This is a genomic window from Streptomyces sp. NPDC048416 (assembly GCF_043200435.1).
Lineage (GTDB): Bacteria > Actinomycetota > Actinomycetes > Streptomycetales > Streptomycetaceae > Streptomyces.
This window is the reverse complement of the sequence record NZ_JBICXU010000002.1, coordinates 294,307-312,592: the sequence shown is the minus strand read 5'-3', so window position 1 is coordinate 312,592 and position 18,286 is coordinate 294,307. Positions and strand designations below refer to the sequence as shown.

The 18,286-nt window shown below is 70.9% G+C and carries 16 protein-coding genes; 8 read left to right on the top strand and 8 right to left on the bottom strand.

From position 1 onward, the window contains the following. Nucleotides 1–14 precede the first annotated feature (14 nt). The 3 genes from ACGFW5_RS04185 to ACGFW5_RS04175 all read left to right on the top strand — a co-directional run bounded on the left by ACGFW5_RS04185 (nt 15) and on the right by ACGFW5_RS04175 (nt 2,341). Nucleotides 15–845 (top strand): transglutaminase-like domain-containing protein, encoded by an 831-nt coding sequence (locus ACGFW5_RS04185; protein WP_393832613.1) that lies wholly within the window; start codon nt 15–17, stop codon nt 843–845. Between the two features lie 32 nt (nt 846–877). Beyond that, nucleotides 878–1,528 (top strand): C39 family peptidase, encoded by a 651-nt coding sequence (locus ACGFW5_RS04180; protein WP_393832612.1) that lies wholly within the window; start codon nt 878–880, stop codon nt 1,526–1,528. Nucleotides 1,529–1,849: 321 nt separating this feature from the next. Continuing rightward, nucleotides 1,850–2,341, top strand: a complete 492-nt coding sequence (locus ACGFW5_RS04175) for a hypothetical protein (RefSeq protein ID WP_393832611.1) — start codon at nt 1,850–1,852, stop codon at nt 2,339–2,341. A 38-nt stretch (nt 2,342–2,379) separates the two neighbouring features. Here ACGFW5_RS04175 and ACGFW5_RS04170 read toward each other — a convergent pair whose 3' ends face one another. From ACGFW5_RS04170 to ACGFW5_RS04135, 8 genes are all read right to left on the bottom strand, one after another. Then, on the bottom strand, nt 2,380–2,985 hold the full coding sequence (locus ACGFW5_RS04170) for a response regulator (RefSeq protein ID WP_393832610.1): 606 nt from the start codon (nt 2,983–2,985) through the stop codon (nt 2,380–2,382). Further along, the gene (locus ACGFW5_RS04165; RefSeq protein ID WP_393832732.1) at nt 2,982–4,139 is read right to left on the bottom strand and encodes a sensor histidine kinase; all 1,158 of its coding nucleotides are present in this window, start codon (nt 4,137–4,139) and stop codon (nt 2,982–2,984) included. The genes ACGFW5_RS04170 and ACGFW5_RS04165 overlap by 4 nt, the downstream gene beginning before the upstream one ends. A gap of 47 nt (nt 4,140–4,186) precedes the next feature. Then, a complete protein-coding gene (locus ACGFW5_RS04160; protein WP_393832609.1) occupies nt 4,187–4,927 on the bottom strand; it encodes an ABC transporter permease in 741 nt (246 codons plus the stop codon). Further along, the gene (locus ACGFW5_RS04155; protein WP_393832731.1) at nt 4,924–5,871 is read right to left on the bottom strand and encodes an ABC transporter ATP-binding protein; all 948 of its coding nucleotides are present in this window, start codon (nt 5,869–5,871) and stop codon (nt 4,924–4,926) included. Before ACGFW5_RS04155 ends, ACGFW5_RS04160 begins: the two co-directional genes overlap by 4 nt. Before the next feature lie 774 nt (nt 5,872–6,645). Next, a complete protein-coding gene (locus ACGFW5_RS04150) occupies nt 6,646–8,802 on the bottom strand; it encodes a hypothetical protein (protein WP_393832608.1) in 2,157 nt (718 codons plus the stop codon). Nucleotides 8,803–8,970: 168 nt separating this feature from the next. Continuing rightward, nucleotides 8,971–9,360, bottom strand: coding sequence for a DUF6113 family protein (locus ACGFW5_RS04145; protein ID WP_393832730.1), 390 nt, complete (start codon nt 9,358–9,360; stop codon nt 8,971–8,973). A gap of 14 nt (nt 9,361–9,374) precedes the next feature. After that, entirely contained in the window at nt 9,375–10,262 is an 888-nt protein-coding gene (gene mshB, locus ACGFW5_RS04140; RefSeq protein WP_393832607.1) for an N-acetyl-1-D-myo-inositol-2-amino-2-deoxy-alpha-D-glucopyranoside deacetylase, read from the bottom strand. A 71-nt stretch (nt 10,263–10,333) separates the two neighbouring features. Beyond that, complete coding sequence (locus ACGFW5_RS04135) at nt 10,334–10,528, bottom strand: hypothetical protein (RefSeq protein WP_393832606.1); 195 nt, start codon at nt 10,526–10,528, stop codon at nt 10,334–10,336. A gap of 190 nt (nt 10,529–10,718) precedes the next feature. Between ACGFW5_RS04135 and ACGFW5_RS04130 the strand changes: the two genes are divergently transcribed. The 5 genes from ACGFW5_RS04130 to ACGFW5_RS04110 all read left to right on the top strand — a co-directional run bounded on the left by ACGFW5_RS04130 (nt 10,719) and on the right by ACGFW5_RS04110 (nt 18,280). Then, on the top strand, nt 10,719–12,890 hold the full coding sequence (locus ACGFW5_RS04130) for a prolyl oligopeptidase family serine peptidase (protein ID WP_393832605.1): 2,172 nt from the start codon (nt 10,719–10,721) through the stop codon (nt 12,888–12,890). A 398-nt stretch (nt 12,891–13,288) separates the two neighbouring features. After that, nucleotides 13,289–14,326 (top strand): ABC transporter permease, encoded by a 1,038-nt coding sequence (locus ACGFW5_RS04125; protein ID WP_393832604.1) that lies wholly within the window; start codon nt 13,289–13,291, stop codon nt 14,324–14,326. Between the two features lie 29 nt (nt 14,327–14,355). Next, a complete protein-coding gene (locus ACGFW5_RS04120; protein ID WP_393832603.1) occupies nt 14,356–16,137 on the top strand; it encodes an ABC transporter substrate-binding protein in 1,782 nt (593 codons plus the stop codon). 69 nt (nt 16,138–16,206) lie between these two features. Beyond that, entirely contained in the window at nt 16,207–17,184 is a 978-nt protein-coding gene (locus tag ACGFW5_RS04115; RefSeq protein ID WP_393832602.1) for an ABC transporter permease, read from the top strand. A 28-nt stretch (nt 17,185–17,212) separates the two neighbouring features. Further along, nucleotides 17,213–18,280: an ABC transporter ATP-binding protein gene (locus ACGFW5_RS04110; protein ID WP_393832601.1), complete on the top strand. Its 1,068-nt coding sequence runs from the start codon at nt 17,213–17,215 to the stop codon at nt 18,278–18,280. Nucleotides 18,281–18,286 lie beyond the last annotated feature (6 nt).

The following is an 18,286-nucleotide window of genomic DNA, read 5'->3' as shown; positions in this document are numbered from 1 at the left end:
GGTACGAGGCCGACATGGAACCGGAAACCACCGACTGGCGGCGGGAGTTCGCCGACCGGGCCCGCTCGGAGCGCCCCGATGTGGCGGCGCTGTGCCTGCTGCTCGGCGCGGTCGCCGACCCCGCGCTCGGCCAACGGGGCATCGACGAGGCCCACATCGAGCTCGACCGACTGGCCGGCCTGCTCCCCTTCGGCCTCACCGGCGCCCGCCCGTGGGCCCTCGCACTGGCCCGGCTCCTCGGCGGCGACTGCGGGTTCCGTGGCGCCGCCCACGACTACGAGCGCCTGGAGTCGTCGCTGTTGCACGAGGTGCTGCGGCGCCGTCGCGGCCTGCCCATCCTGCTCTCGGTGGTGTGGATCGAGGTGGCGAGGCGGGCCGGGGCGCCGGTGTACGGGGTGGCCCTGCCGGGCCATTTCGTGGTGGGCTTCGGGCCGCCCGAGCACCGGGTCCTGGCCGATCCGTTCGACGGGGGACGGCTCCTCGACCCCGCCGACGCGGAGCTCCTGGTGGCCGGCGCGACGGGCGCGCCGCTCACGGATTCGATGCTCGGCCCGGCCGAGCCGCTGGACATCGTCCTGCGCGTCCTCACCAACATCCGCGCCTGGGCCGCGGCCCGCCCGGAGCGCAGCGACGTGGGTCTGTGGGCCGTGGAGCTCTCGCTGCTGCTCCCCGCCCACCCGGCCACCCTGCGCTACGAACACGCCGAACTCCTGGTCCAGCGGGGAGACTTCCTGACGGGCGCCGCCGAACTCGACGACTACGCCGACGTGGTGGAACCTGTGGAGCCGGCCGTCGCGGAGACGGTGCGGCGCCGGGCGCGAGCGGCCCGGGCGATGCTGAACTGATCCGCCCCGGCGGCGCAGTTTAGGGTTCCGCCATGAACGACCGCCCGGCGCCGAGCACCGTCCACCCCGCCCCCTACCACGCCCAATGGGCCTCGCCCGAGCTGGTGGAGGCGATCGTCACCGGGTCGCTCGACGCGGCCGACGACCCGCTGTGGCGTGCTTACGGGGCTACGAGCGCCGAGGAGTACGCGTGGTGGTCGTGGCGGCTGTGCGGGGTGGCGTGCCTGCGGATGGCCCTCGAATTCTGGCAGGGCACGGCCCCCGGCGCGATGGAGCTTGCGCGGGAGTGCCTGGCCGCGGGGGCGTACGTACGCCGCGGTGACGGCCTCGACGGCCTGATCTACGCCCCGTTCGCGGCGTACGCCCATGAACGCTGGGGCCTGAAGGCGGTGGCCCGCCCCCATCTGCCCCTCGCGGAGCTGCGCCGGCTGATCGAGGCCGGGCAGCTGCTGCTGCTCTCCGTCCACCCCTCGATCCGGGAGCTCGCCCCCCACCCGGAACGCAGGGGCGGACATCTGGTCCTCGCGGTGGGGGCGGGCGAGGACGGCCTGGTCTTCCACAACCCCTCCGGCTTCAAGGGCCGCTCCCAGGAGTTCGTCTCCATCGCGTGGCAGGACCTGGAACGGTTCTACGCGGGGCGGGGCGTCGTACTGGGCCCCGGGACGGGGCGCCCCACGCACTGACCCCGCAGCACGCGGCCCGCCCGGCCACCGGGCACGGCCGCCGCTGCGGCCCGCCCCGGCCCACCGGGGCACGCGCGACGCACCACCCCGTCCTCCCCGTCCACCCCGCGCGGCCCGCCCCGGCGCCGGCCGCGCGCCATACCGCCACATCCAGCCATTTCCCGCGCCCCTGCGGAAAACCCTGCCGGAACGGCGACCGACGGTCACAATCTGTTGACGCACCCTCAGCAGGCCGTATGCCAGGGCCTGTTGAGGCGCACAGCCCTGTCCCGTTCCATGCCGTCGCGCCCCCGGGAGACCCCCTTGTCACGCTTGTCACGCTTGTCACGCCTGAGACCCATAGCCGCACGCCTCGCCCCCGCCCTGCTCCTCCCCCTCCTCGCCCTCCTCGGGCCCGCAGCACCGGCCCACGCGGACTCCGCGCAGGCCGATCTCTCGGTGACCCTGGCCGTCTCCCCCCAGGGGCTCGCCATCAACGCCGCCACGTTCAGCGCGCATGTCACCAACGCCGGGCCGTCCGACGTCAGCGCCGCCCGGGTGTGGTTCAGCTATCCGGCCGGCCTCACGGCGCCGTCCGCCTCGGGCTGCACGATCGACAAGGCGAACCGGACCGCGGTGTGCGCCCTCGGCGCGATCCCCTCCGGCACGACCGTCACGAAGAAGCTGACACTGCACGCGGGCCTCCTGACGATGAGCGGCAATCTGCCGGTCACGGCCGCCCTCGTCGACCTGGCTCCCGCCGACCCGGATCCGGGCAACAACGCGGCGGTACACGTCTGTTCGGCCCTCACGCTGCTCCTGCTGAGCTGCTGAGCTGCTGAGCCAGTGAGCTGCTGACGCCGGAGCGCGGCCTACAGCCAGCCCTTCTCGCGGGCGATGCTGACCGCCTCCGCCCGATTGCGGGCCGCCAGCTTCTGGATCGCCATGGAGAGGTAGTTGCGGACCGTGCCCTGCGAGAGGCGCAGGGCGGCGGCGAGCTCGGCGTTGGTCGCGCCCTCCTGGGCGGCGCGCAGCACGTCGCGCTCCCGGTCGGTCAGGGGGTTGGCCCCCTCGGCGAGGGCGGCCGCCGCGAGGGTGGGGTCGATGACCCGCTCCCCCGCGAGCACCTTGTGCACCGCCGTGGCGAGTTGGGCCGCGGGCGCGTCCTTGACCAGGAACGCGTCCGCGCCCGACTCCATGGCGCTGCGCAGATACCCGGGGCGGCCGAAGGTGGTCAGGATCACGATCTTCACGGCGGGCAGTTCGCGGCGCAGCAGGGCCGCCGCCTCGATGCCGGTCAGGCCCGGCATCTCGATGTCGAGCAGGGCGACGTCCACCGCGTGGGCGCGGGCCGCCGCCAGGACCTCGTCGCCCCGCGCCGCCTGCGCCACCACCTCCATGTCCGCCTCAAGGCCGAGCAGTGCGGCAAGGGCCTCGCGGACCATGGACTGGTCTTCCGCCAGGAGAAGTCGGATCATGCTCCGGATCCTAGAGGGACACCGGACGGGTCCGGCGTCAGCGGGATGCGCGCGGTCAGCGTGAAGCCCTTGCGACCGGCTTCGGCGTCCAGGACACCGGACACCTTCTCCAGGCGCTCCCTGAGCCCGGTCAGGCCGTTGCCCGGGACGGGCGTCGCGGATCCGGGCAGGCCCGGGCCGTCGTCCTTGACGCACAGTTCGAGGAACCGGCCGTCCAGGGTCTGGAGTTCGGCCAGGGTGACCGTGCAGTGCCGGGCGCCGCTGTGGCGTACGACGTTGGTGGCCGCCTCGCGCAGGACCCAGGCGAGCACTTCCTCCTCCGCCGCGGGCAGCCCTTCGGGTGCCTGGGTCGGTACGTCCGCCTGGATACCGGCGGCACACAACACCGTGCGGGCTCCCGCGAGTTCGGCGGGCAGCGTGGCCCTGCGGTAGCCGGCCACGGCGGCCCGCACGTCGGCGAGTGCCTGCCGGCTCACCTGCTCGATGTCGGCCACCTGCCGCGCGGCCTGCCCGGGATCCCCCGGCAGCATCCGCCCGGCGAGCTCACTCTTGAGCGTGATGAGCGAAAGGGAGTGGCCGAGCAGGTCGTGCAGATCGCGCGCCATCCGCAACCGCTCCTCGTTCGCGGCGAGTTGGGCGACGGTGGCGCGGGCCTCGCGCAGTTCCACCGAGGTACGGATGAGATGGCGCACGCCGGTCATCGCGAAACCGCCGAGCAGCGTCGGGACGACCAGGCTCGGCACGACACCGCCGACGTGGTCGACACGGACCCCGATCACGGTCATCGAGGCCGTCGCCGCGAGGATGGCCCAGGTCGCGAGGGCCAGCGGCAGTGTCGCGCCGCACGAGACGGACACGTACACGAAGAGCACGAGCCACGGACCGCCGAGGGTCAGCGAGAGCGTGAGGGCCAGGGCCGCGAGGAAGCCGAGGAGAACATGACCGGCGACGGTGGCCGGGGGCCGGGCGGTGTGCCGCAGCACCAGGGCCAGATAGACGGTGACGAAGCCGCCGAGGCCGAGCCAGCCGAGCACGGTGGGCACAGTGCTGTGGTCGCCGTCGAGCAGATCGCCGATCGGCGCGCCCATGAAGGCGAGCCAGATGCCGACCCACATCAGCTTCTGCACCACCTGGCGGCGCGTCTCGGGCCGCATCCCGATCCGTGCCGCCGGTGCCGTGTCGGGGCCCTGGTTCACGGCGCTCACGCCTTCAGGGTGTCCTTCCGGTACAGCCATGCCGCGCCGCCCGCGAAGAGCAGGAAGTAGGCGACGAGGATGGCGAGGTCCTTGCCGTGCGGGGCGTCGCCCAGCTCGATGGCCTGTCCCAGGGCAGCGTACGCGTGGGTGGGCAGCCACTCCGCGATGTTCTGGAGCCACTGCGGAAAGACCGTGCTCGGCATCCACAGGCCGCCCAGGATCGACATGCCGAAGTAGATGATCATCGTGATCGGGCGGACCGCGTCACCGCTTGCGATGTAGCCGATGGCCACGCCGAGCGCGGCGAAGCAGAGCGAGCCGGCCCAGATGGCGACGGTCAGCGCGCCCCACTGCCAGGCATCGAACCGTACGCCCTTGACGGAGGCGGCCACGAGGAAGACGACCACGATGCACGGCAGGGTCACGACGGCCGCGCTGGCGATCTTCGCGAGGACGTAGCCGCGGCCCGGCAGGGTGGTCAGGCGCAGCTGGCGCACCCAGCCCTTCTCGCGCTCCTTGGCGATCTTCTCGCTGTTGCCCATGAGGACGGCGGTGATCGCGCCGAAGGACGCCATCGAGACCATGTACAGGGCGGGGAAGGTGAGGTCGGTGCCCTTGACCTTGTCGGTGCCGTTCTGCGAGGCCGCGAAGAGCAGGTAGAGCGCCGAAGGGTAGATCACCGAGAAGAACATGAACTTCTTGTTCCGCAGGGTGCGGGTGATTTCGAGCTTGATCAGCGTGTTCATCGTGCGGTGGCCTCCTCGGCCGAGGTGATGGCGACGAAGGCCTGTTCCAGGCCGAGGCCCGCGACTTCGAGGTGGCGCGGGTAGAGGCCGAGCCCGTACACAGCGTGCATCGTCGCGTCGGCGTCGTGCGACTGGATGCGGACGGTGCGGCCCGAGATGTCGATGGTGGACAGGAAGGGAAGCCCGCGCAGGGCGGCCTCGGCGGGCCCGTCGACGGGTCCCTCCAGGTCGAAGCTGACCCGCCGGGCGCCCGCCTTCGCCTTGATCTCGGCGGCGGTGCCGTCGGCGAGGAGGCGGCCCTTGTGCAGCACGAGGACCCGGTCGGCGATCGCGTCGGCCTCTTCTAGGTAGTGCGTGGCGAACAGGACGGTACGGCCCTGGGCCGCCTGCTCGCGCATGGTCGCCCAGAACGCCTGGCGGGCGGTGACGTCCATGCCCGTGGTCGGCTCGTCCAGGACGATCAGGTCGTTGGCGCCTGCGGTGGCGAGCGCGAAGCGGACGCGCTGTTCCTGGCCGCCGGAGAGCTTGTTGACCCGGCGGTCGGCGATGCTGGTGATCCCCGCGCGGTCCATGACCTCGGCCACGGGGTGCGGCTCGGGGTGCAGGTCGCGGCCGAGCTTGACCAGCTCGCGCACGGTCACGTCCTCCATCAGGCCGCCGCTCTGGAGCATCGCGCCGACCTTGCCGGCGTTGATGGCCTGCGCGGGCGTCATGCCGAAGAGGCTGACCGTGCCGGAGTCCGCGGTACGCAGGCCGAGCAGCAGGTCGAGCGTGGAGGACTTGCCCGCGCCGTTGGGGCCGAGCAGGGCGACCGTCTCACCGGGGTTCAGCCGCAGCGAAAGTGCGTCCACGGCTCGTACGTCGCCGTAGCTCTTGCTCACGTTCTCGAAACTCACCACGGCGTGCGCGGTCGTCCGCTCGGTGGGGGGTGCTGTCTGCGTCATGCCCCCAGCCTCGCGCAGCCGCGCGGCGGCCGTCAGTGCCGCGCGTCGTGACTCCGCCATGACGAATGTCATGCCGCCGCCATGACGTGCCGGGTGCCCTACGGGGCCGCGGGCCCGCACCATCCACGCGGCTCCGCCACGGCGGGCGCGACCGACCCCGGGTGCCTTACAGGGCGCGGGCCCGCACCGCCTACGCGGCCCCGCCACGGCGGGCACGACCGGTCGACCCCGGGGGCCCTACGGGGGCGCGGGCCCGCACCGCCTACGCGGCCCCGCCACGCCAGGCGCGACCGACCGACCCCGGGTGCCCTACAGGGGCGCGGGGAACTGCGCGGCCAGCCACGCACGGTCCGCACCGGAAGGCGGCGGGGCTGCTGGGGCTTCGCCCCAGACCCCGGGAGTCACCCCACCCCGCCCCTTCCCGAAACCCTCCGGGGGTGGGAGAGGGGCTGAGGTCCAGGCTCCTGGGGCTCCGCCCCAGACCCCGTTCGCGCCTGAACGGCGCTCGTCCTCAAACGCCGGACAGGCTGAAGATGCCCATGCCGACCGGCACAGACCACCCAAGGGGCGCGGGGAACGGCGCGACCAGCCACGCACGGTTCGCACACCCCACGGCCCCCGGGGCCCCCGCCGCACCTGAACGGCGCCCGGCCGACACCAACCCCCCAAGGGGCGCGAGGAACTGCGCGACCAGCCACGCACGGCCCGCGCCCAAAAAGCGACCCCCCAAGGGCGCGAGCAGCCCGCACGGCCCGCGCCCCGGGGGCGGGCCGCTTACTGGATCGTGACGGTCCGCTCCGCCGACGTCTTGCCCCGCAGCGCCGTCTTCATGGCAACAGCCACGTCGTCCGCGGACACCTCGTGCTTCTGTCCGCCCTGGCTCACCAGCACGCCCTTGAACGTGCTGCCGATCAGCTCGGTGATCGCCTGCTTGTCGTAGACCTCGACCAGCTTCCCGTCGACCGCCTTCATCGAGAGAATCTTCGGCAGCGACTTCTTCGGCCCGAAGGGAAGCGACTTCCCGCCCGCCTTGATCGTCACGTTCGCCGACATCGCCGGCTTCGCGAACTCGTTCATCGCCCGGTCGATCTCGGCCTGGCCGACCGTCGGCTGACGGACCGAGACGGGCAGCGGCACCGCCCTCGCCTGGCCCGTCTGCACCAGCGTCCGATAGGCGTCCTTCACCGCGATCAGCGAACGGTTCACATCGAGCGCCTTGCCCGCCTTGCCCGGCACGGCCACCGCGTTGCCCGGTACGAACTTGATCGTGCCCTCGGTCGCCGAGCCCGAGGCGCCGGCGAGGTCGGTCAGCGCGACGCCCAGCTTCTCCTCGTCGACCGGGATCACCGGCTCGGCGACGCGCTTGCCGCCGAAGAGCGAGCCGATGACGGACATCGGGTTGTAGTCGGTGCCCGCCGCGGCCCGCACGGTGGCCTGGCTGTCGAGCGAGAGACCGGCGATCTCCGGCTTCAGCTGCTCCTGCTTGCCGTCGACCGTGAGGTTCAGCGGCTGGTTGGCGCGCTTGCCGAGCGTCTGGTCGAGCTTGGAGACCGCCGCTTCCTTTGTGCCGCCGCCGATGTCGACGCCGAGGACCGTGGTGCCCTTGGGGACCTCGGAGTGGTTCAGGACGAGCCCGGTGCCGTACGCCACCGCGACCAGGGCCACCAGGGCGCCGCCGAGCAGCCCCAGCTTGGAGCGGCCCTTCTTGGCGGGAGCCGCCGGGGTGCTCGTGCGGGCCGGCGCCGCCGGGGGCTCGGCGTCGTCGTGGTCCGGGCCGGGGGGCGGCGTGAGGTGCGGGCCGCCCGGGCCGGGCCCGCCGGACGGGAAGGACCCGCCCCGGTGCTCCGGCGGGACGACCGGGATGCCGCTGGTGAGCGTGTCGCCCGAGACATGGCCGCCGGGCGCGGCGGCCGCCGGGTTGACGGACGGGTTCGCGAGCGGGTTGCCCACCGACTGCGCGAACGGGCTCGGGGCCGGCACCTGCGGGGTGAGGATCGCCGTGTCGTCGGACAGCAGGGGCGCCTGCCCCTGTCCGCCGGGGGCGAAGGGATGGCCACCGCCGATGCCCGAGTCCTGCCCCTGCCCGGGGCCCGCGCCGTCGCCGGGAACGGGGGCGCCGGGGCCCGGACCGTCACCGCGGCCCATGTCGCCCACCGGGCGCGGTCCTTGACCGGGGGCGCGGCCCATGTCCGCTCCCCGGTCCTGAAGTTGCCCCGGGCCCGGGTCGAGGCCCGACGGGTCGGGGCTCCAGCCACCCTGGGCGTTGCGAGCGCCTTGTGCGTTCTGGGAGTTGTGGGGGTTCTGGGGGTTCTGGGGGTTCTGCGCGGAGGCGGCACCCTGGTTCATGCCCGTGCGGTTGCCGACGGGCCGGGTGGGCAGTGCGGCATGGCCGGTGACGGGCCCCGTGGTCGGGCCGGACGGCGCGGCAGGACCGCCAGCGCCTCCGAGCCCGGCCCCCCCGAGCCCGGCACCCGAACCGTCCGAGCCGTCCGAGAAGTACGGCAGGCCGGGCACCGGGGTACCGGACGGCGGGGTCGCCGAAGGGGCGGGCGCCGCCGGGGACTTGCGCGGCGCGAACCAGTTGCTGGTGGGCCCCTCGTCGGCGGCCGGCTCCTCGGGCTCCGCCTCGGGCGCCTCGGGCCGCGGCAGCGAACCGGTGCGCTCGCTCACGCCGTCCGCGTCCGCCGCTCTGGTGGCGTCACTCATCGGCGTACGCATCACGACCGGCGGGATGGGGCGCGAGCCCGGGATGTTGATCCGGATCCGCGTCGTCAGCGTGGTCTCGGTCTTCGGCTCGTCCGGCTCCGCGGCGGGCTCAGGAGTGTCCTGGCCCGCCGGTGACGGGGTCCCGTAGGGCGGAGTACCCGACGGATACCCGGCTGTGCCCCGCCCCTGCGGGCCGGAGGACGAACTGTCAGTTTCACGACTCAAGGCTGGTTCTCTCCCGATTGGCTCCGCCACCCGGTTTCGTTCGTGTGGTCCTTCTGTGCGGGCGGCTCGGCGGCGCGCACCACCATACTGGCCGCCGCCGTTGCGTACGGGGCGGGCCAGGGAAGGCGCACCCCGTCCCCTTCTACTGCGTCGCGGCGCCCGCGCACGTCACTTGCCCAGTCGGGTTGCCGGGCCGCCGGGTTGCGTGAACCCGCCGATCGTGGCGCAGATCACAGCGCCGGCCATGCCCCCGAGGAGGAAGACGTACGAGCCGATTCCGGCACCGAACACGAAGTCGCCCTCGGGACGCGAGGCGGTCAGCAGGATGACGGTGACCAGCCAGCCGGCCGCGGGCGCTCCCACTCCGCCCCGCCCGCCGGTCAGTTGCGTCCCGGTCCAGAAAAGGCCGACGGCGCCGGCGAGGGCCAGCACGAGGCCGCCCGGGAACCAGGCCGCCTGGACGAGCGCCCCGGCGGCGGCCACGAGTGCGCCGAGCACGACGAGCAGCGCGTACAGCGCGATGCGGGCGACGGTGCCGCCCGTCCTTGCGTCAGCCATGGCGGTACGACTACTCACTTGTCCACACCTTCAAACAGATCGTGCTCGCGCCGGCCGGCCGGAGCTCCGGAAACACCCGCCGCCAACTGGTAGTACTCGGTGGTGAAGATCGGCTGCCCCAGGTCGTTGGAGAGCGCGAACCAGGGCCCGTCGACGGCGATCTGGGTGGCGTGCGCCCGCATCGCCGCGCTCTTGGCGGCCGCGTACGCGCCGCCGTCGATCTCGGTCGTGATCTTTGACTCGTCCACCACGCCCGGCACGTCGTCGATGGCCGCGATGCCCGGAAAGGCCGGGTTCGCGGCGCGCAGCTCGGCGAAGGCGCGTTCGGCGACGGGGCGGGGCACACGGTTCCAGTAGATCTTCGCGATGGTGTGCGGCTCGCCCAGATCGGGGCGGTGGCCGGGCTCGGCGGCGCGTTCGGCGGCGCGCGTCGCGACCCGGTGCGCCTGGATGTGGTCGGGGTGGCCGTAGCCGCCGTCCGGATCGTAGGTGATCAGCACCTGCGGGCGCACCGAACGGATCACCTCTACGAGGGACACGGCGGCGGCGTCCACGTCGGTGTTCCAGAACGCGCCCGCGCGGTGGTTCTGTTCGACGCCCATCATCCCGGAGTCGTGGAACCGGCCGGTGCCGCCGAGGAACCGGTGGTCGGTGACGCCCAGTTCCTTCATCGCGGCGGCGAGTTCGCCGGCCCGGTGGGCGCCGAGGCCGCCGTCCCGGTCGGACGCGAGATGGGCGAGTCCGGGCGGAATGACCTCGCCCTCCTCGCCGAGGGTGCAGGTCACCAGGGTGACGTGCACGCCTTCGGCGGCGTACTTCGCCATGGTGGCGCCGTTGTTGATCGTCTCGTCGTCCGGGTGCGCGTGCACCAGGAGAAGACGGCGGGCGGGGAGTTCCGACATGGGGCAAGACTACGAGGCCCCGGCCCGGCCGCGCCTCCGGCACGGGCCGCCCACCGCTTTCAGGAGAGCCGCTAGAACTTGATCCCGCCGATCATCCCGGCGACATTGCTGGTGACTTGGCTGATGGTGGGGGCGATGGACGAACTCGCCAGATAGAAGCCGAGCAGGATGCAGACCGCCGCGTGTCCACCCTTGAGCCCGGATTTCCGGACCAGCAGGAAGACGACGATCGCCAGCAGCACCACCGCCGAAATCGAGAGTGCCACGGCGGTTCACCTCCATCTGTTCCGGTGGTCGAGCGGACCCAGCAGTGCGTACAGCCGGCAGGCTTCCTACCCACCGAGCGCTACGGATCATAACTATCCGTGGGACCGCATTGATCGGGGCATGGGGGCACAAGGGGCGCACGTGACTCGCTCCCGAGCGGGTCGCACGGGGGCCGACTAGGTTCCCCTCATGACGACCACCGCATCCAGACACCCAGAGGACTCCGGGCACCTCTCCTTTCCCCGGCACTCAGCACGGACCCAGCGTTTCACCCTCGGTGCGCCCCGCGCCTTCACCGTGTCACCGGACGGCGAGCGGGTCGCCTTCCTGCGTTCACCCTCCGGTACCGAACGCAGCCATCTGCTCTGGGTGCTGGACTTGGTGCGCGGTGGCACGGAGCGGATCGCGGCGGACCCCGGCGCACTCCTCGGCGGCCACGGCGAGCGGCTTTCCGCGCAGGAGCGGGCGCGCCGCGAACGCAGCAGGGAGGGATCGGCCGGAATCGTCGGCTACGCCACCGACGCGGCCGTGGAACTGGCCGCGTTCGCCCTCTCCGGGCGGCTGTTCACCGCCGAACTGCGCGCCGGCACCGCCCGCGAACTGTCGGTGCCGGGGCCGGTGCTCGACCCCCGCCCCTCCCCCGACGGCCGCCATGTGGCCTATGTGGCCCAGGGCGCGCTGCGGGTCGTGGGGGCCGAGGGCGGGGGCGACCGGGCGCTCGCCGAGCCCGAGTCGCCCGAAGTGACGTACGGCCTGGCCGAGTTCATCGCCGCCGAGGAGATGTCCCGCTCGCGCGGCTACTGGTGGAGCCCGGACTCGGACCGCCTGCTGGTGGCCCGCGCGGACGAGGCGCCCGTACGCCGCTGGTGGATCGCCGATCCGGCCAACCCCGGGCAGGAGCCGGCGCGGGTCGCCTATCCGGCCGCCGGCACGCCCAACGCCGAGGTGCGGCTCTTTCTGTACGCCCTGGACGGCAGCCGTACCGAGGTCGTCTGGGACCGGGCCCGCCACCCCTATCTGGCCCGCGTGCACTGGTCGTCCAACGGGGCGCCGCTGCTGCTCGTACAGGCCAGGGACCAGCGCACCCAGCTCCACCTCGCCGTCGATCCCGCGTCGGGCACCACCCGTACCGTGCATGTCGACGAGGACCCCGACTGGCTCGAACTCCTGCCGGGCGGACCGGCCTGGGCGCCGGACGGCCGGCTGGTACGGATCGCCGACGAGGGCGGCGCGCGGGTGCTCGCCGTGGGCGACCGGACCCTGACCGGGGCGCAGTTGCACGTCAGGGCGGTGCTCGACATCGGTGACAGCGATGTCCTGGTCTCCGCGTCCGCGGGGCGCGAGGCCCCCGCCGCCGCGGCCGACGCCTCCGAAATCGGCGAGATCCATGTGTACCGGGTCAATGAACTGGGCACGGAACGCGTCTCCCAGGACCCGGGCGTCCACTCGGCCGTGCGCTGCGGGGCGCTCACCGTGCTGAGCTCCGACCGGCCCGACCGGGCGGGGTCGGCCGTCCGGGTGCTGCGGGACGGCAAGGATCTGGCCACGATCGCGTCATATGCCGCCACGCCGGGTCTGTCGGTGCGACTCCGGCTGACCGAAGGGGGCGCACAGCGCATCCCGTGCGCCGTGCTGCTTCCATCCCACTACCGGGAGTCGGACGGTCCGCTGCCCGTACTCATGGATCCGTACGGCGGCCCGCACGGACAGCGGGTGCTGGCCGCGCACAACGCGCACCTCGCCTCGCAGTGGTTCGCCGACCAGGGTTTCGCGGTGGTCGTCGCCGACGGCCGCGGCACCCCTGGCCGCTCCCCCGGATGGGAGAAGTCGGTCAAGGACGATTTCACCCTCGCCCTCGACGACCAGATCGAGGCGCTGCACGGACTGGCCGGCGCCTTCCCCCTGGACCTCGGGCGGGTGGCGATGCGGGGCTGGTCCTTCGGGGGGTACCTCTCCGCGCTCGCCGTGCTGCGGCGCCCCGACGTCTTCCATGCGGGGATCGCGGGAGCCCCGGTGACGGACTGGGAACTGTACGACACGCACTACACGGAGCGGTACCTGGGTACGCCGTCCGAGCGCCCCGACGTCTACACGGCCAACTCCCTCGTGCGCCACGGCCAGTTGACCCGGCCCGCCGACCCGGCGCGGCCCTTGATGGTCATCCACGGCATGGCCGACGACAACGTGGTGGTGGCGCACGCCCTGCGGCTGTCCTCCGCCCTCCTCGCCGCGGGCCACCCCCACGAAGTGCTGCCCCTCACCGGGGTGACGCACATGACCCCGCAGGAGCAGGTCGCCGAGAACCTGCTGCTGGTCCAAGTCGACTTCCTGCGGCGGTCGTTGGGGATCACCCAGGGCTAGGACGGGGACGGAACAGGACCGGACGGGGGCCCGCCAGGGGCCCTCGGCGGGGGTCGGCGGGGGCCGGCGGGGCCGTGCGCGAGCGGCCCGGCCGGCCCCCGCGCCCGTGCCGCCGTACGGTGCCGGTCATGGCGTGTTCGCATATCGGGGACGCAACCGGCAAGATGCCTGCCCATTACGGAAATTGATGGGTATTTAACGCGAGATTCCGGGTATGCCGGAAGCCTGTCAAGCACGCGACCGCACCAAAGACGAAAATCTTGAGCCAAGTTAATCGATGAGTTCTACTCGGCCTGCGCAAACCCCTTGACGCCCACCGCCGGACGGTTGAATCTTCCGATCAACAAAGGACGCCACTCGGCGCTGATGAAACCTTCCGGTGCGGGGGGCAATGCGAAATGACGAGTTCCACAAGAGCTGCCATGGAGCCAACCGATCCACTTTCCGGAGAGGGCGACGAGCCCACCCCCGAAGGTGGTATAGGCGTAAACAAGAGTGAACTTGTCGGACGCTCTCCAGGACGTCTTGCGTGGGTCAGGTTCAAACGCGACAAGGTCGGAATCCTGTGCGCGTTTACGGTTCTTGGATTCATCCTGGTGGCACTGGCCGCTCCGCTCATCTCCAAGCTGTACGGCAAGGACCCGTATCAGCTGTACGGGCAGGACTGCGGGCTCCTGAACAGTTACGGCATTCCGCTCAAACCCAACGGCGGCATCGACGGCGACTTCTGGTTCGGCGTCGAGCCGAGGCTGGGCCGTGACGTCTTCACGCTGCTGGTCTACGGCATCCGCACCTCGCTGCTCATCGCGCTGGCGGTCACGGTCGTCGCGGTGTTCATCGGGGTGCTGGTCGGTCTCGTCCAGGGCTACATGGGCGGCCGGACCGACTACTTCGTCGGCCGCTTCTCCGACCTGATGCTGTCCTTCCCCGCGCAGCTGTTCTTCATCGCCTTCACGCCGGTGATCGTGGCCCTGTTCGTCTCTCCCACCGAGGAGGAGCCGACATATGTGCGGGTGGTCGCGCTGATCCTGGTGCAGCTGCTCCTCGGCTGGATGACGATGGGCCGGCTCATCCGGGCCCAGGTGCTGTCGCTGCGCGAACGCGAGTTCATCGAGGCGGCCCGGCTCAGCGGAGCCTCGGGCTGGCGGATCATCCGCAAGGAGCTGCTGCCCAACATCTGGTCGACCGTGCTGGTGCAGGCGACGCTGCTGCTGCCGGTCAACGTCACCGCGGAGGCGGGGCTCTCCTACCTCGGCGTCGGAGTCCACAGCCCGACCCCCGACTGGGGTCTGCTCTTCCAGTCCGGGGCCACGTACTACGACTCCGATCTCACCTTCATGTTCTTCCCCGGCATCGCGATGGTCGTCTTCGTCGTCGCGTTCAACCTGCTCGGGGATTCGGTCCGGGACGCTCTCGACCCCAAGACCGTGCGCTGAATTCCGATCATCCTGACAGGCAGGAATCCATGAGAATAAACAAGGCGCGCCAGGTTTCCGCGGTTCTGGCGGTGGGGGCCCTGGCGCTGACGGCCGCGTGCAGCAGCGGTGGGTCCGGCGACAGCGGTTCGGGCCCGGACTCGGGCAAGAAGGCCGAGGTGCAGAACTTCGGCGTGGGCACCAAGGCGGACTCCACGGGCCCCGCCGTCGCGGTCGACGGGGCCAAGACCGGCGGCACCGCCTACAGCCTGGACCAGGCGGGCTTCGACTACCTCGACCCGGGCCAGCAGTACGTGAGCGACCAGCTCTCGGTGCAATTGCTGTACAACCGCTCGCTCACCGGCTACAAGATCGACCCGAAGACCGGCAAGACGACCCTCGTCGGCGACCTCGCCACCGACGCGGGCACCCCGTCGGACGGCTCGAAGACCTGGACGTACACCCTGAAGGACGGGGTGAAGTTCGAGGACGGCACGCCGATCACCGCCAAGGACATCAAGTACGGCATCGAGCGGCTCTTCGCCGACTACCAGACACAGGGCCCCAGTTACGTCCAGAAGTGGATCTACGGCCCCGACTACCGCAAGGCGTATGCCGGTCCCTACGACGGCAAGGAGATCCCGGACAACCTGATCTCGACGCCGGACGACAAGACGATCGTCTTCCACTTCCTCGCGCCGCACGCCGACACTCCGTACGCGATGGCGATGCCCAACATCTCGCCGGTCCCCAAGGCCAAGGACGACCAGCAGAAGTACAACAACCACCCGGTCTCCTCGGGCCCGTACAAGATCGCGGACTACAAGCCGGGCAAGTCGCTGACGTTCGTGCGCAACACCAACTGGGACCCGAAGACCGACCCGATCCGCAACGCCTACCCGGACAAGTGGGAGTTCCAGCTCGGCATCCAGGAGCCGGGGCTCACCAACCGGCTGGCCGCCGACACCGGGACCGACAAGTTCGCCATCAACATGTCGAACTCGGCCGACCCGTCGAAGATGCAGTCGCTGACGTCGGACCCGAAGTACAAGAGCCGGACGGTCAACGAGTACCAGCCCTACGTCGAGGTGTTCAACCTCAACACCAAGCGGATCAAGGACCCGAAGGTCCGCCAGGCGCTGGCGTACGCCTTCCCGATGCAGCAGGTCCAGCAGGCCTTCGGCGGTGGCGCGCAGGGCGACCTCGGCACCACGCTGATCAGCCCGACGGTGTCCGGCTGGAAGAAGTTCGACCCGTTCGGCAAGCTCACCAAGCCCATGGGTGACCCGCAGAAGTCGCTGGACCTCCTCAAGGAGGCCGGTGTCACCACCCCGTACAAGATCTCGCTGGCCTACGCGAACACCCCGCGCTGGGACAACGTCACGCTGACCATCCAGAACGCGCTGGAGAAGGCCGGCTTCAAGGTCGAGCGCAAGGCCATCGACCCGACGTCGTACTACACCGTGGTCGGCAAGGTCGACACCCCGTACGACATGTACCGCACCGGCTGGGGCGCGGACTGGCCCAGCGGCTCCACGGTCATCCCGCCGACCCTCGACGGGCGCAACCTGGCGGACGGCACCAACAACTACTCGTTCCTGAACGACCCGAAGGTCAACTCCGAGATCGACCGCATCATGAAGATCACGGACTTGACCAAGCAGGCCGACGAGTGGCGCACGCTCTCCGAGTACGTGCTGAAGACCGACACGTCGCAGATCCCGTTCATCTTCGACAAGTACTTCAACCTGTACGGTTCCGGCCTCGGCGGAGTCACCTACAACGAGGTCTACGGGACGATCAACCCGAACACGATCTTCGTGAAGCAATAACACCTGCGGCTCGGTTTCCCCGGCCCCCGGCGGGCCGGGGAAACCGCTTAGCGACGGAAGAGTCAACCGATGTTGCGTTTCCTCGTGCGCCGCGTGCTCGGTGCCATGGTCATCCTGCTGTTGATCAGCATGATCACCTATTTTCTCTTCTTCTTCCTGCCCGCCGACCCGGCCCTGCTTTCCTGCGGAAAGCAATGTGATCCCCAGAATGTCGCCCTGATCCGCAAGAACCTCGGCCTCGATCTGCCGATCTGGACGCAGTACTGGCATTACATGGTGGGCATATTCGCGGGCCGGCACATGCCGATCGGTGACTGCGCGGCCCCCTGTTTCGGATACTCGTTCGCCGATCAGCAGCCCGTCTGGAGCACGATCTCCGACAGCTACCCGACCACGCTGACCCTGGCCATCGGCAGTTCGGCGGTCTTCCTCACCGTGGGCGTCTCGCTCGGCCTCATCTCGGCCTGGCGCCAGGGCACGGTCTTCGACCGGATCGCCAGCGCCACCTCGCTGCTGGGGCAGTCGGTGCAGATCTACTTCATCGGCCCGCTCGCGATCCTGCTGTTCTCCTACAAACTGGGGTGGCTCGACCGGGGCCACGACGTGGACTGGCGACATGACATCACCGGTTCGATCAGCGGCATGATCCTGCCCTGTCTGGTCCTCTCGGTGATCTTCTGGTCCAACTACAGCCGTCAGACACGGTCGTTGATGGTCGAGCAGCTGTCGGAGGACCACATCAGGGCGGCCCGCGCCAAGGGGATGTCGTCCCGTTACGTCTTCCTGCGCTACGCCCTGCGCGGCGCGATGGCCACCATCGTCACCATCTTCGGCGTGGACCTCAGCGCGGTGCTCGGCGGCGCGATCATCACCGAGGTCACCTTCGGTCTGCACGGCCTCGGGCTGCTCTCGGTACAGGCCGTGCTCCGCAGCGACCTGCCGCTGGAGATGGCCGTGATGCTCATCGGGGCCACCCTCATCGTGCTCTCCAACATCGTCGTCGACATGGCGTACGCCTTCATCGACCCCCGGATCAGGCTCACCTGACACCCGCAGACCCACAGGAGAACCGCCCGTGTCCACCTTGAGCCAGACCGCCGCCGAACCGGCGGCCCGAGGGGCCTCCTCCTTCCTCTCGGTCCGAGACCTGTACGTCCACTTCGCCACCGAGGACGGCACCGTCAAGGCCGTCGACGGCCTCTCCTTCGACCTGGAGCGCGGCTCCACGCTCGGCATCGTCGGCGAGTCGGGCTCCGGCAAGTCGGTGACCAACCTCGCGGTCCTGGGGCTGCACAATCCGCGCAACACCACGATCCAGGGCGAGATCCTGCTGGACGGGCAGGAGCTGACCGGCGCCACCGAACGGCAGCTGAACCGGCTGCGCGGCAAGAAGATGGCGATGATCTTCCAGGACTCGCTGGCCGCGCTCTCGCCGTTCTACACCGTGGGCCGTCAGATCGCCGAGCCCTTCATGAAGCACACCGGCGCCTCGCGCCGCGAGGCACGGGCACGGGCCGTGGACATGCTGCGCAAGGTCGGTATCCCCCAGCCCGAGCTCCGGGTCGACGACTACCCGCACCAGTTCTCCGGCGGCATGCGCCAGCGCGCGATGATCGCGATGGCACTGGTCTGCGACCCGGAGCTGGTGATCGCGGACGAGCCCACCACCGCGCTCGACGTGACCGTCCAGGCGCAGATCCTCGATCTGCTCAAGGACCTCCAGCAGGAGACGGGCGCGGCGATCATCATCATCACCCACGACCTGGGGGTGATCGCCAAGACCGCCGACGACGTGATGGTGATGTACGCGGGCCGGTGCGTGGAGCGGGGCACGGTCAAGGAGGTCATGCACCACCCCCAACACCCCTACAGCTGGGGCCTGATCAGTTCCATCCCGCGCCTCGACTCCTCCGTGGACATCCCGCTCGTCCCCATCCCCGGCTCCCCGCCGAGCCTGCTGTCACCACCGCCCGGCTGCCCGTTCCATCCCCGGTGCGGCTTCAGCGGCGAGGTGTCGGGCGACGCGTGCGGCACCGTCCGGCCTGCCCTGCCGCAGGACCGGCGGCGCGGCGCCGCCTGCCATCTGACGGACGCCCAGAAGGACGTCCTGTTCACCGAACAGATCCGCCCCCGGCTGCGCTAGAAGGAT